Origin of the sequence: Paenibacillus larvae subsp. larvae (genome assembly GCF_002003265.1) — a bacterium.
In the GTDB taxonomy this organism is placed as follows: Bacteria; Bacillota; Bacilli; order Paenibacillales; family NBRC-103111; genus Paenibacillus_H; species Paenibacillus_H larvae.
The window spans coordinates 4,208,585-4,224,230 of the sequence record NZ_CP019687.1 but is presented as its reverse complement, the minus strand read 5'-3'; the positions used below and the strand labels follow the sequence as shown (position 1 = coordinate 4,224,230).

Here is a 15,646-nt window from a genome sequence, read left to right as displayed (position 1 = left end):
CGCTTGTAGCAGAGTAGTATTCAAATAAACCATCTATTCTAACTTTATGGTAAGAAGATGAAGCTTTATTCGTGGCATAAAGGCTTTATCCCGGTTCCAGGGATAGCTTGGCAAGAGCCGGTTCTTTCCAGTTCTCTATCTCTAACTCGGCATACGGTCCCCAGATCTCCAGATTCCCTGAACCTGCATGGGTCACGATTGTCTGGAAATGATTTGTCATCTCCTGCGAATCTTGCAAGTGCCCAAATATACTATAATCCTGATCCGATCTTTTCTGTACATAATCAAAAGTTCCTGCAATAGAAAATTTGGCAGAACTGCGCTTATTTTTAACCTTGCTGTTCTCACCCGGTTTAAGAACCTGGATGGCTAATGCCGGGTCAGCTTGATCCCGCAGAGAAAATCCGTCCTTTAATCCGCTAACCGTTACAGGAGCACCCGTTCTATTCGTTATAACGGCCCGTTCCCTGGATTTCAGATGTAAAGAACCGGGAGGCAGGTCTTTCCCATACTTCGTTCCTGCCTGGGAATACAATACATAATCAAAAGTTCCGTCAATGGCAAGATCCAGTTCTGTACCGGCTTCGTTCTTGGCTTCTATCGTTTGGCCCTGACCTATATGTTTGGTAAACCATTGTTCGGCATCCAGAACCCTTAATGCGTCAAAAGGCCCTTCCACTTCAAACCCGTTTGCATCCGCATTCGTAACGAGCATCCTGAAACCGGCGGATAAATCTGTTTCTTTCGGACTTACGGACGTATCAGTAGAAGCAATCTGCCCCGATTTATTATAGACCACTGAGTCAAAAATCCCATGTATGTTCAACTTAATGTAAGAAGGATTTATATTTTGCAGATCGACAGACTGTCCGGGCAAAATGGATTTCACTAAAACAGCCGGGTTGTTTCTTTCAGAGACCACATAGGCATCATAGGGTCCGGAAACCATCACTTTCTCTGGCCGATTATTGGTCACCACGTATCTTGCACCGGGCCACATTATAGCTTTACGCGCCGCCGCATCCCTTTGATAGCTGTTAAAATAACCTTGTGCCTTGTAAGCAGCGTAATCAAATACACCACTTATTTCTAAAAGGAAAATGCGTTTGGAAGTATTCTCTATTTCTATTGTTTCCCCTTTGCCAAGCCCTTTCATAACAGTTACAGGTGTAGGTCTGTCTTTCATTTCCGTAATATCATAGGGTGCTGCTATTTCCAGCACCTGATTTCCGGTATTCATGGCTGCTAAAGTGTTATGAGCCGGAATGTCCTCCGTTGAAGCACTTTTTGATTGTTTATATTTTTCTATCCTGTTTTCGGCATCATAGGTTGCACAATCATAGGAACTATTAAACGCGGCAACCGAAGCGCCTGAGCTTGTATTGATAATATCTATACTGATTCCCGGGACGATTTTTCTGACGAGAAATGCCGGATTGTCTCTTTTGTTGAACTTGAATGCATCATATGAACCTGTCACTGTAATATTTTGGTCATCCGCGTTAGTTAATACGATTTTATGTTCTTTCAGGACCACATGAGATTTCAAGTCAGCTTTACGCTGATTGTATGTTTGCTCCATCTTTTGATTATATTTGACGTAATCTACTGCACCGGTTGGATATACACTATATATTTTGGAACTGTGATTCAGTGCTTCGACCGTTTGGCCAGGCGAAAGCGTTTCTATGAAAGAAACCGGAGTCTTTCTGTCGGTAACTTCATAGATATCATAAGGGCCTGACACTTCTATACTTTTCGTACCCGTATTCATTAAAGCGAGTGTGATATCAGGATTGGTATCTTTAACCGTGTCACGCTGATTATGGCCATATTTCAGAATGCTGTCTGCCTGATCATATTCAGCATAATCATAGGTGCCCTTTATTTTGACGCTGCTTTTTTTCTCTGAAGTATTGACGATGTTGATATTTTTGTTCACGCCTAGCTGCCTGATAAATAGGGCCGGCTGTTTCCGGTCGGAAATCTTGAATGCATCAAAAGGACCGGTAACTTCTACAGCCTGAACATCCGCATTCGTGATAACCGAGCGGACTTTTTTATCTACATAAAGATCTTTGGCTGAAGATAAGCGATCATAGGAACGATTGTGTCCGAGCTCGTTATAAGAAGCCTGGTCGAACTTGCCGCTTACCGGAATACGGAATGCTCTCTTGGATACATTCTGCAATTCGATGGTAAACTCCGGACTTAGTTTCTTTTTAAAGGTAACAGGCGTGCTTCTTTTTCTTAGATGAAACACATCAAATGGCGCAGATACCTCGGACGCTTGTGTCCCGGAATTCATAATCGCAATACGTTCGGAAGCACTTACCTCCGCACTTGAAGTGTGGGATAATCTCTCGTAGCTGCTTACATCTCCGTCCTGGTCATAATAAGCATAATCATGCGTTCCTTTAAGAAGAACATTGAATTTCTTGGGACCGTAGTTTACGGCCTCCATGCTCTCATCCGGTTCCAGCTTCATTACATACAGAGCAGGATTTTGGCGGCCGATGATATCGAAAGCATCATAAGGACCTTTAAAAGTCTGGTTCCATAATTGGGCATTGGTTAAAATCGTTGATTTCTGAGACTGGATGGACAAAGAACCAGCTTTGTGCGCTCTTCCATAATCTTCGATATCATAACCCGGCATGGACCTGCGGACGTAGTCAAAAAAACCGTCACTTGTTACATCAAAACTTTTGGTACTTGTATTATTGGCAATGAAAGTGGTCCTTGGCGGCAATGTTTTTCTAAACGTGACCGGGTTATCTCTATAACTTACAATAAACGGATCATAAGGCCCCCAAACTTCCTTACTGCCTGTATCCGTGTTCATAACGGCAACTTTATCCCCGCCGGGGACATGAACAGATCCGGCTGAATTATCTGCGCTGTACTTATAGATCTCTGAAGCGCTGTTAAATAAACTATAATCATATTTTCCCGTTGATTTTACCGGATATGGTTTGGTTCCCTTATTTACAGCCTCCAGACTTTGATCGGAAGCCAGTTTACAGATGAATAAAGCAGGTTCTTTTCTGTCCGTTCCTTTGACCGCATCATATGGAGCCGCCATGTGTACTCTATCCGAAACTGAATTGGTTACGACTATCCTATATCCTGAGTTCAAAGCTAAAGCACTATAGGTATGATCCCTGTTAAAACTGGTAATTTCCTCATCGCGGTTATATCTCGCATAATCATAAGTTCCTTGAAGGGGAAGTTGAAAAGATTCGGGAGAACTATTTTTTATTTCAGCCGTTTCATTACGTGACAGGCTCCTCTTGTATAAAGCCGGATTTGATCTTGGGCTAATAGCAAAAGCATCGTAAGGACCCGTTACGGTTAAAGATGAATTCTGGACATTCGTCATTGCAAAGCGGTTGCCGGAGCTTACGGTAATGCCTGATGTTGTACCGGCATTTTCTTTGAACGATATAACCTTACCCTTTCCATTGTAATTGGCGAAATCAAAGGTTCCCCTTATACCAAGTCTGAAATAGGTTTTGGACACGTTCACTAAATCAATACTCTCTCCGCTTTTCAATATCTGTTCAAAAGTAACAGGATTTGCCCGGTCCGATAAACCCACTAAGTCATAGGGAGCATACACCTCATACGCGGAGGATGAAACATTCATAACGGCAACCCATTTTAATGGGCCAAGCTGAAGCATCCCTCTTATTTTGCTGCGGCTATAACTATAAATACCGTCGGATTTTTTATACAATGCCTGATCCGATTTACCCGAAATATAAACAGGAACCGTGAGATCTGGCTGGTCATTTGCCGCCTCCATACTTTGGCCAGGACTGATCTTTTTAACCGCAAGGGCAGGCCTATCACGCCTGTCCACTTTAAATGCATGATAAGGGCCGGCTATGCTAAAACTGCTTGTTCCCGAATTGGTAATACTCATCCTCCCTTTCGCACTGATGGAATTGGAGGCGGCAGTAGATTTCCTTTTCATGGCAAGGACTTTGCCGTCTTTGTAATACTCGACGTAGTCATGAGTTCCCTTGGTATATACACTAAACACTTTTTTAGTATAATTGACCAGATCTATACTGTCTCCCGGTGACAGATCAATGTCAAAACAAGCCGGAGTTTCACTTTCCGTATAAGAAAATCCGTCATTGGGACCGGTGATCTCTATGTTTTTGGAATCCGTATTGGTGATAATCAGTTTGTTTGCATTACTTAAGGAGATGGATCTTAACTTTCTCTTCCTCTGATAGGAGGCGACACTACCATCATCTTCATACAACGCATAATCATGCACACCGCTTATCTGCACATTTGAAGCGTTCTTCTGATTATTATGAATTTCAACGCTTTGACCCGGGGCCAAAGTTTTACGCATGAGGGCCGGTGCTGAGCGAACCGTGAAATCTAAAGATTGGTAGGGGGTAATCAGCTCTGTATTTTTGGATTCCCTGTTTGTTAGAATAACTTTGCTGTCCTTAGGTATTTTAAATTTTCCACTTGTATCAATAGAATAGTTATAAATATTGCCTTGTAAATCATAGCTGGCTAAGTCATACTTCATCTTTCCGGTATCAATCGCAAAGTTCCATATATCACTGTACTTTCTAATTTCAAACGTTTGTCCGGCCTTGATTACTTTCTTTTCCAGAGCAGGGTTGGACCTACGGACAATTTCAAGGTCTTTCCCGCTAATTGTAATCATATTGGAAGAAGTATTCGTTATGATTAAAGCTTCGGTCTTATTTTTGGAATATGTATAACTTGAATTTTTACTTCCATATTCATAGTAGCTGCCCAGTGTACCATCACTTTTGTCGTAATAATACAAAAAGTCATGTGACCCGCCTTTTACGGAAACAGACTGAAAATAATTATTCTTCTTACTGGATATAACAACTGTTTCTTTTGGACCAAGTTTATAAGTTGTTTTTTCCGCATGGACACCGGTTGGCTTACAAGCTATTATCGCCACAAGAATCAGCAAACACGTTGCCATGAGTTTCACTTTGGACATTTTTTCCTCCCCTATATTAAGATGGAGTATTTATTTTTGCCTGATCGACAAGAAGTACGCCTTTTCCATCATCCCCGTCCGCTATGATTTGCAGATGAATTCTGGCCTTTACGGCTTTTCGGGGGGATGTATAATCCGCTTCAACCCGCTCCCAGTCATTTGCCTTCCCGGTATCATAAAGCGTTTTGAAACTAAGCAGCTTGTTCGTTTCATCATAAAAATTGACAACGATTTGAGCTTTTGCATGTTCCATATTTTCTGTTTTCACATTCGCCGATAAGGATTGTTCTTGCTCCTCCTTAACTTGCAGATCCCGGAAGATGCTGATTCCTTTTTGGTTGGGCGATGATTCTAATTCCAGCTTTTGAACAGGTCTGTCTTCCGCTTTTCCCCGGGCTCATCCCTTATTTTGCTTAGGGGAACGATATCAAAAGTTCCTTTTGCATTTGGGGACAGGAAGGAATTCCATTCTTTAGCCGCCCCGCCGTTTTCCTGATCAGCCGTAAATGTTTTTATCTTTTGATTGCCAACAGAGACTTTAGGCTGTGCCTGAAGAATATTCCCTGCAGCATCATACTCATAAACCATTTCATCTTTCGTATCGTATTTAACTGAAGTAAGCCTGTCTAGCTCATCATATTTATAGATTTGTCCGGAAGCACTTGATACCTGAAACAATAAAAGGCTCCCCATCATGATAAACAGAGTCTTCTTTTTGGACATATAATGAACTCCCACTCCTTTTCAATTTGAGATATTGGGTAAACTTCGCCCCTCCTTTTCCCTAAATCTTTGAAATTATATGTAGTACCTTACCAAATTTTGCTTTGATTGGGGAGTTAAAAATGTTACATCTTTGGGAAATTCCTGCATATTTTCTAACAAAAAAGCCCTTCTGCTTAGAAATTTACTCAGAAGGGCGTATACATATATTTACGTTATATCGTTTACCTTACATCGTTACATCAATATGATGAACACTCTTGTCATCGCACAATTCAACATAGCAGCCGTCTTTTTCACTGTTTTCATTCAGGACTGCATGTTGTCCATCCATTTGCATAGCGGTCACTCCATTAGACTTGCGCAATGGATTGTTGACTTTGATGCGATAGTATGTTTCGCCGTAACGGTATTGAACGGAAAACTCCGGCCATTCGCAAGGTATACATGGGTTCATGTACAACCGGCTTCCACGTCTGCGAAGTCCGAGAATCCATTCAATCCCGGCTTGATACATCCAGCCCGCGGCACCGGTATACCAAGTCCAGCCGGCGTGTCCTTTGTGAGGATCGGCCGTATAAACGTCTGCCGCCATAACATACGGTTCACCTGCATACTTCCGGACTTCATTAGGTGTGCGGGTGTGATTTAACGGATTCAACAGGTGAAACAGCTCAAATGCCTTGTCTCCGTTCCCAAGCCGGCACCAAGCAATAATGCTCCATATGACCCCGTGTGTATACTGCGCCCCATTCTCACGGATTCCGGGCGGATAGCCCTGAATGTAACCGGGACTTGGATCCATGCGGTCAAAAGGCGGCCTCAGGAGATAGGCGACGGAAAGCTCACGGTCAACAAGTTCCCGGTCAAATGCCTGCATCGCCTGCAGAGCCTTGTTCCTTGGCGCTGCCCCGGATATAACCGACCATGACTGGGCAATAGCATCTATACGGCATTCCTGATTATGGATAGAACCGAGCCATTGTCCGGCATCGGTAAATGCACGGCGGAACCATTGACCATCCCAGGCATGCTCGCCTAGTGAAGAGACAAGCTTCTCTCTTACATCCTCATAACGGCTTGTCCGTGCCAGTTCACCGCGTTCCCTGCACAAATCCATAAACCGGCCCAATATTTCGCAAAGAAACCATCCGAGCCATACACTCTCGCCGCGGCCCTTTGCTCCAACAAGATTCATACCGTCGTTCCAATCTCCGATTCCGATCAGAGGCAACCCATGTTCGCCAAAGCGTTCCAGGGCCTTGTCAATGGCCCGCAAGCAGTGATCCATTATGTTTCCTTTTTGTTCAGACACTTGGGTTTGCTCATAGCGTTCATACTCCTCTTCCCGCAATGGCTCACTGTGAAGAAACGGCACTATTTCTTCAAGTATGCTGTCATCCCCCGTATGCTCAACGTAACGCGAGGCCGCATACGGCAGCCACAGTAAATCGTCCGAGAAAAATGTACGGATACCGCGTTCCGTTTCTTCATGCCACCAGTGCTGCACATCTCCTTCCTCATATTGATGGGCGGCATGGAGTAAAATTTGTGCCCGTGTGAGGTCGGGCCGGGTGTGCAGAAGGGACAACGAATCCTGGAGCTGATCGCGGAAGCCGTATGCCCCTCCGGCCTGATAAAAGGCCGATCTGGCCCACATTCTGCAGCTTAGCGTCTGGTAAATCAACCACCCGTTTAAGAGCACATCCATCTCCCGGCACGGCGTAGAAACCGAGATCTGGTCCAGTACATCATCCCAGAATTTTCGTACCAGTGATAATGATTGCCCGCTAACACGGGCTTGGCTGTAAGTATGTGCCAGTTTTACGGCGGCGTCGTTCGAATATTCACAGCCTAACAGAATACAGACGGTTCGTTCGGCACCAGGCTCCAGCGTCAGCTTGGCCTGTACTGCACCGCAGGTATCATGAAGAGGTCCGGTTGTTCCGGACAGGCGCTCACGGCTAAGCGAAGCGGGATTTTCAAATGTGCCGTTCCGTCCCAGAAATTCATTGCGGTCTGCTGTCCAAGACAGATCATCAGGCTCAACCCGAGTGATCCGGTGCCCCCCGTGTTCTGGAGATTCCTCAGAGGATTCAGGCAGCAAATATAATCCCAGAAAGGCTGCCGCCTCGCGGAATGACTCCTGATAAGCATTGCGGGCCAGCAGCATTTGGGCCGGTTCGTTCCATTCCGTAACGATAAAAGGGGCATTCGCCTGACGACTTACACCCAGTACCCATTCCGCGTAATAAGTGACGGAAAGGCTTCTCTGCCTGGAAGTCGTGTTTTGCAACCGCAGCCTGATCACCTTGACCGGATCATCGAGAGGAACAAATACAGTCATTTCCTGCTTGATCCCGCGTCTCTCATGATGAAACCGCGTAAATCCCCGCCCGTGCGAAATCATATAGGACGGATCAATCTGTACGCCAAATGGAGTTGCCGTCCAGATTTCACCACTCTCTTCGTCCCGTAAATAACAAACTTCGCCAGGCGGATCGAGTACAGGGTCGTTTGACCATGGCGTTAGCTTGCACTCGCGGCTGTTGCGCCACCAGGTATAGCCCGTTCCGTGCTCGGAAATAAGGCAGCCAAAGCGCGGATTGGCCATCACATTGATCCATGGCGCCGGCAGATGATTCCCGTTTTTGATTACGATCCGATATTCCCGGCCATCGGGTGAAAATCCTCCCCAACCGTTAAAGAACATCAAATGGCGTCCGTCCTCCGGAACCGAATTTCCGAACCTGTTTGACGTTTCTGTCACCATAAGCGGAGGCGGCAAGTCTTTATTCGGCTGCGGCAGCTTAAGCTGCTTCTTCAGACTCGGTCCGCCCGCGTAAAGTATCATACGGGCTGTTGCAAGCAGTAATGTCTTATCTTCATCAGGCAGCTGATTGGCATTAAGGATAAAGACTCCTCCATGCCGGTCTATGCCGTTTTCTACTGTACTGCGCAGTGCTTCCTGCAAATCCTGCTGGTATCCTCCCTCCGATTCGTTTAGAATGACCAAATCGAAAAGTAACCCCAGGCGGCGTAAATATTCGTGCCCTGTCAGCAGCTTGACAATAAATTTTATATTGACCTGATCCTCAATCCTAACAAGGACGATCGGGTGGTCCCCGGATATTCCGTGTGCCCAGAGGCCGGATTGTCCTTTTCTATTCCCAATGATTCTTTCCTTCTGTTCTTCCCTCATCGGCGGAGTATACAGCACCTGACCTGCAAAAGTTAGAAAGTCCGCCGCCTCTTCGGCAGATATATGCAAATGCCTAAGCTCGATTTGACTGCGATTCCATGCAAGCTGGAATGTCCGTTCCACCATTTGGTTCCCTGTAAACCGGCGAACGATACTGATCGCTTCATCTTTAGAATCTGCAACGCTTGTCACAGCGAACAATTGAATCTGTTCGCCGGGCCTGATTCTGATCTGCCGTCTCATGATAAAGGCCGGGTCCGCTACGGAACCCACGTTAGCACAGAGACGGGAGCGGATCCCTTGCGGCTTAGAGATGCTGTGCCCCCGGCCAATAAAGGCAGATCGGTCGGTCTCATATTCCGCCGGTCCGAACCCTCCTCCTTCCGCTATAAGTGAATGTGCCGCCCAAATCGGTGTCTCACTTTCCTGACGAGGCCTTCTGCGGGCAAGGAGACATTCGGCTTCATCCGCATATTCCGTTTGGATAAACAATTTGCTGAAGGTAGGATGGGCATCATCCGCTATTGGGGGTGCCAAGGCCAGTTCAGTAAACGTTGTAACCTCCATGATCTTGGTTTCATTCCCTGAATTGGTAAGTGTTAATCGGCGGACTTCCGCATTCCATTCTGGCGAAACGCATACTTCCAGGCTTGTCTGCACGTCCCCGTCCACGCGCATAAATGCAGCCCGATCAAGGGAAAATTGTATGCGCTGTTCAGAAGACGGAACACGGCACGGTTGAAACGACGGAGACCATACTATATCATGTGATACATCGCGGATATAGATGTAACTCCCCCAATCGTCCAATACCGGATCCTCCCGCCAACGAGAGACGGCCAAACCTGCAAATCGGCTGAACCCGCCGCCGCTGCCCGATACAACAGTCGTAAAGGTACCGTTCGAAAGGATGCATACTTCCGGAGTAAGCGTGTCTGCCGAGAGGTATTCCCGCATTACGTCATTTTGTTCCGGTATTGTATCAGGTCCATATTTGCGGGCCATTGCAGGGTGCCTAATGATTTTGGGGCGCACAGGAATATGTTCCTGCAGAAGCAGTTCGGCCGCTTGCACACGCTTGTCACGGTGAAAGCGTTCGATCATCTTGTCCTGCAGCAGTATGTTGGCAAGGGCAAGCAAACTCATACCCTGATGGTGTGCCATAAAACTGCGTATGACCATGTAGCTCTGATTTTTTGGCATCCGTTCTGAGGTGAAATCAATCGCTTCATAGAAACCATACTTACCGTGTGCCCCAAGCTCCTTCATTTTTCGCAAATTTTTAAGTCCTTGACGCTTGGCATATGGTAAAGCCAGAATAGCTGCATACGGCGCCACGACTAAATCTTGCTCCAGACCGCGTTTAAAACCAAGACCGGGAACTCCAAATGCCCGATATTGATAGTTCATCTGGTAATCAAACGCGTAATAACCGGATTCGGATATACCAAATGGAACCCCCGGCCATGAGCGTACCCGATCTGCCGTTTTACTACAGTGCGGTAGGTGCTGTCCCATACCGTATTCCTGTAAGTACGCATTATGAGCCAAGGCATCAAATATTCAAACATAGTTCCGGACCAAGAGAGAAGCGCCGAGCGATTTCCGAATCTGGTCATTGTCCGACCAAGCGCATGCCAATGAGCTATAGACACTTGGCCGAGGGCAATGGCAATAAAGCTTGTCTGTCTAGCTTCTGACGCCATAAGGTCATACAGGATCTTATCGCGTTCCTGCAGTGTGGCATGGTACCCCAATGTGAAAAGCTTGGTCTTGTGGTCGTATAGCGGACGAAAATCTGTCTCATCAATCAATAACGATATCCGGCTGATCAGATTTTGTCCCCGTACTTGCCAGCTCTCTGCCGATGCATCACGGTTTTTCCTATCTCGATCACGGGGACCTGCTTCTGATGCTCCCAAAGTGTTGGCCCTATTTTCACTTTGTTCTGAAATCATCAGTTCTTCCGCGAATGCCACATTTAACTCTTCTCCCCCTTTATCTCGGTCTTTCACGTACGTTTCCGGTTTTCCGCCCAGATTAAAATCTGTCTTAAGCCATTCGGCCAATCCCTCTTTAACCGTCATCAAACAACCGACGAAGTTGCCTGAATCCACCGTTGAAACATATAGAGGATGCAACGGTTCTAAAGTAATCGTGTCGTACCAGTTGTAAAGATGACCGTTCCATTTGTCCATTTGTTCAAGCGTACCGATTGTTCTCTCCAGACGCTCAATTAATCCGGGCGTATCGATGAAACCGAAATCCCGCGCTGCAAGCGCACATGCAAGAAAAAGCCCAATATTGGTTGGCGAAGTCCGATGTGCAACTCCATTTGGTGGTTCTAATTGAACATTATCAGGCGGCAGCCAATGATCTTCAGGGGTAACAAAATCCTCGAAGAATGTCCAAATCTCTTTTGCCAGCACCCGCAGCTTTTCCTCTTCATCCGCTTCGAACGACCGCTCCGCCCGTTGGATGGGTTTATCCAACCAGCGAATTGCCAGCGGAGCAAACAACCATAACACAGAGAGTACTAATCCTGTCCACCTTACCGCTGAAACACCGCCTGCCAACACTGCCAGTGCAAAAACAGCAACCAATGCATATCCTCGGTACATACCCAAGATCATAGTATGCGGCCTTCCGCTTTCACGGCGGTCAATTTCTGCAGAACTGACCCACTCAAGCAAATGGCGTTTGGATATGAATAATCGGTATAACGATCTACCAATAGCATCAAGCATCAAAACAGCTTGAAAAGGCAGAGTCAACAGGGTTACCAAAACTTGCAAGACAGTAGAAAGTAAGCTTCTGGGCCTCCGAATGGCCCGTCTAAGCGATACAAGTTGACGGATAATCGGCAAAAAAAGCGTAACGAATCCAAAAGCAAACCAGCGTTCGGGTGATCCGGGAAGTATGCTTATGCCCAACAGCAGTAAAGCAAATAACGCCGGAGGCAATAAACTGCGCCGCAGGTTATCTATGATATGCCACCGGGTGAGAGCGGACAAATCCACCGGCGATCTCCTGCCCCGCCGGTCGGATACAGTGGGAAAAAGCCATGGGAGTAACTGCCAGTCACCACGTACCCAACGGTGCAGTCTCCTCTGATACGCACTAAACTGAGAAGGGTGATCATCAATTAATTCAATGTCCGAAAGCAACCCTGCCCGTAAAAAGCCGCCTTCCAGCAAATCGTGGCTAAGGACCCGATTCTCTGGGATACGTTCACATAGGACCTGTGCGAATGCATTCACGTCGAATATTCCCTTACCTGTAAAAATCCCCTGCCCTAATCCGTCCTGATATGGATCGGAAACGGCAAACGCATAAGGATCGATTCCGGGATCACCTGACCATAAATAGGCCAAGCGGGAACGCAAGGTTGATTCATGGCTGATACCGATACGTGGCTGAAGCACGCCGTACCCTTCAACAACCCGTGTCTGCGAACGGTTAAGTCTAGGACGGTTATAAGGCAAATGCAGAGTACCGATCATCCGCTGGGCACTGCCTATTGGAAGCTGTGTATCCGCATCGAGCGTAATGATATAACGGATATTTGGAAGAATTGATGATTCTCCGACTACATAGTCATACGTCGTATTTGTTCGTCCTTTAAGCAGTTCGACGAACTCTACCAATTTGCCCCGCTTGCGTTCCCACCCCATCCAGACTTTTTCGGACGGGTTCCATAACCTGCTTCGTTGAAAAAGGTGAAATGTACTATTTCCGCCCTTATGGGAATACATACGGTTTAAGTTTTCAATACTGCTTCGGGCAGCTTGCACAATCGCGTCATCCTGCGGAAGACTCTCGGTGCCGGCATCGACAAAATCCCCCAGCAATGCAAAATGAAGATTCGAATGGCGGTTCGCCAGATAATGAAGCTCCAATCGATCTGCCATTTCCCGCACTTGTTCGACAGATGACCAGATAACAGGAATGACGACCATTGTGGTTGCTTCAGCAGGTATTTCATGCGAGAAATCATAACGGAGCAGCGGTTGAGGCCGGCTTGTACACTCTATCATCCAGTGTATTCCCGTGACCGCCCACTCGCTCACAGGTAATAACAGCATAAGCAAAATCACCAGCCACTCCATTAATGTATAGCTTGTACCACCGGTGATCCAAACAGCGAATCCGAAAAGGGCGATTATGAACAAACCTGTCAGAAGGGCGAAATACATGCCAGTTGCTCGTTGCCATATCGATATACGCGGCAAACGCCGCGGGCTGCTGCATTGTTTCAGTGCTCGCTGCAGCTTTTTGATCCCATTTGCTTCAAGAAGGTAATAAGCAATAAACGCTTGACGAGGCATAATATCCGTATCCGCACTAATTCCTTCTGTTTTACCCTTCTCCGCATTCTCTAAGGCTTGTTGGGCTTGTTCACGTTCTGTACACGCTTGATTATACTCCTTATCCGCAAGCTCTACAGCTTGTTTGGCAACCAAATTTTCCGGTACACGCAAGCGGCGGGCTAATTTCTCAATGCGCACTCTCAGCGTATCGCGACTGGAATCATCGAGCATTGGATATATGTCCGAGTTCTCTTGACGCATCGTATTTTCCACCAGGCAAATTTTCTCGAATGATTCGCACCACTCCCAACGGATAATTTTTCTCAGACTGCTGATGGCGCTGGCTGTTGCCATTTGATACGTGGCCTGAAGCTGATACTCGTAAGAGACGATTCGGTCTAAACTTTCCGGACCATTTTCCAATTTGCACATCAGCCATTCACGAACCGTCGCCGAATCATCTGCCCATTCGCGCAGATGGCTGACCAAGTGGACGATCATCGGACCAGAGAGCGGCAAATCTTGGCCTGCTTGTTCAAGAGCATCCTTAAGTACCTCGGGATTTATCTTCGGCTTCTCGATTCGCTCCAGAAGCCTTTCGACGAGATGACACACCTCCTGCCGTTCGCGAATCCGTTCCATGACTTCTGCCAGCCGCCGTATCAAGGCAATTCTCATGATAAGCGGCATAGCCCATGCTTCAGCTATCGTTAGAACCGTTACTTCCTGATAAAAGTTGATATAGGAAGTAAAAGAGTCCTCCTCTAAATTTCCGTTCACATGGTTAAGATAGTCGATACAAATGGACAGTATCCGCGGCTCGCCGCTTTTTCGCAGATACGGCAAACGCCGCAAAAAGCCCCGGGTGAGCTGATGTTGAATAATCAGCCCCTGTTCCTCAATGAACTCCGCATGGTCGAGGAACCATTCTTCCGCCGGTTGTGAACAACTTGGGCGACGCCCTTGGAGGGAGCGCACGAACGCGCGTAAATTTTCGATATCCGCAATAAAATTGCGCCATAGTCGTTTTGAAGCCCCCCACTTTATATACGGTTCATGGGTCAGCGCAAGTTCATGAGCTTTTTGTCGAAGTTGTTCTGTATGTAGATTCATAGGTCCTCCCAAAGAAAGTGAGAAATTAATAATGATGGGATACTGTAGACTTTGCAGCGTTTAATTATAATAGTTAAAACATTCCCAGTTTTGTTGTAAATTATAAATCTCGGCTTGAAGGAAAGAGTAATTTAGCGGTATTTTTCCGCTTAAATCTGGTCAAAAATATAAAAACCTCCAGTTCCACTATTAAAGTGGTTCCGGAGGTTCTTCATTCATTTCTGGAGACACTTACATTTTCAATTGATGAAGGATCAGGCTTAAAAACACGCTAAAAAGCGAAAGAGCGGGTATTAGAGTACTTTACATGCTTCTACAATGGAAAAAATAATCCATGCTTTACGCCCAATACTAACATATGATCCGTTCGACTGTTGAAATTCTATCGATTTCATCTGTCCAATTATTAGCAGAGGTTCAAAGAAGCAATGGTATTGAAAAATAGCAGGTATGTGTAGAGGATTCGAGGAGAAATGCAGGAGTCGTTTATTGAAATAAGTCAAGCATCAATAGAACTTTACCGTAGTTTCCTTCATTTCCTTCTTATATTTCCCTTTAGATAAAAATAAAGGATAAGTAAACACGGGGAAAGTAGTAGAAGTGAACAAAAAACTACGAAAGGAAAAATCAAATCTTGCTTATAATTAGTAGGCTTAACCTACCCAGTTGAAACATTAGGGTACAATTGCGAATTGAATTATTTATGAAGTATCACAGTTCAAAAACGATAGGAGAGTTGAGTACGAATTATCATTTCCATTTTAACACAACTGAAACCTCACGAGTATAGCTATTTTTCACCTAAGTTGAACCCTCAATTTGACTGAAAATCCTTAAAAACAGTTGTTTTTACCTAGAAATCAGGAAACCGCCCTATATACACTACATTCTGGAACACAAATAAACCCTCCCGGCTACGTACGGTAAGCGGGAGGGCTGAAAGCTAATGCTTTGTCGCTATATAAGCATATGGAAATAAGTCATACAATGATGTTTCCATATGTATATTAAATGTATATTGAAAGCCTATTAGAGAAATTGTATCGCGACCGTGCGAACATAAAGTTATCATTTCAAGGATGTTTGAAATAGAGAAGGATGCATTTATTTACGAGGCTGTGCTTCAACGAGTCCATAAAGTTTGAATGTTGTTGGTAAACCGCATTTGGAGCAATATGCAGCACTCCTGGGATTCAGGTGAGTACAACCTTTTTTTAATAAACCTGGTTCGTCGGAACACCGATTTTGTAACGGGGCTCCGCATCCTGTACAAAAACGGTCAGTTTC

The 15,646-nt window shown here is 45.8% G+C and carries 3 protein-coding genes and 1 pseudogene; all 4 read right to left on the bottom strand.

Features of this window, described 5'->3' with window-relative positions; all coding sequences use genetic code 11:
- Positions 1 to 85: 85 nt before the first annotated feature.
- Complete coding sequence (locus BXP28_RS21990; protein WP_023482740.1) at positions 86 to 5,011, bottom strand: hypothetical protein; 4,926 nt, start codon at positions 5,009 to 5,011, stop codon at positions 86 to 88.
- A gap of 16 nt (positions 5,012 to 5,027) precedes the next feature.
- Positions 5,028 to 5,264, bottom strand: a complete 237-nt coding sequence (locus BXP28_RS21985) for a hypothetical protein (RefSeq protein ID WP_158529833.1) — start codon at positions 5,262 to 5,264, stop codon at positions 5,028 to 5,030.
- Positions 5,265 to 5,362: 98 nt separating this feature from the next.
- The gene (locus tag BXP28_RS21980) at positions 5,363 to 5,734 is read right to left on the bottom strand and encodes an RHS repeat domain-containing protein (RefSeq protein WP_077585208.1); all 372 of its coding nucleotides are present in this window, start codon (positions 5,732 to 5,734) and stop codon (positions 5,363 to 5,365) included.
- A gap of 229 nt (positions 5,735 to 5,963) precedes the next feature.
- Positions 5,964 to 14,359, bottom strand: a pseudogene (locus tag BXP28_RS25695) (glycoside hydrolase family 94 protein).
- Positions 14,360 to 15,646: the final 1,287 nt, after the last annotated feature.

What these genes read in the sequence shown, in the direction of transcription:
- BXP28_RS21980 (WP_077585208.1), bottom strand. Translation starts at nt 5,734, where the DNA reads ATGTCCAAAAAGAAGACTCTGTTTATCATGATGGGGAGCCTTTTATTG.
- BXP28_RS21990 (WP_023482740.1), bottom strand. Translation starts at nt 5,011, where the DNA reads ATGTCCAAAGTGAAACTCATGGCAACGTGTTTGCTGATTCTTGTGGCG.
- BXP28_RS21985 (WP_158529833.1), bottom strand. Translation starts at nt 5,264, where the DNA reads ATGGAACATGCAAAAGCTCAAATCGTTGTCAATTTTTATGATGAAACG.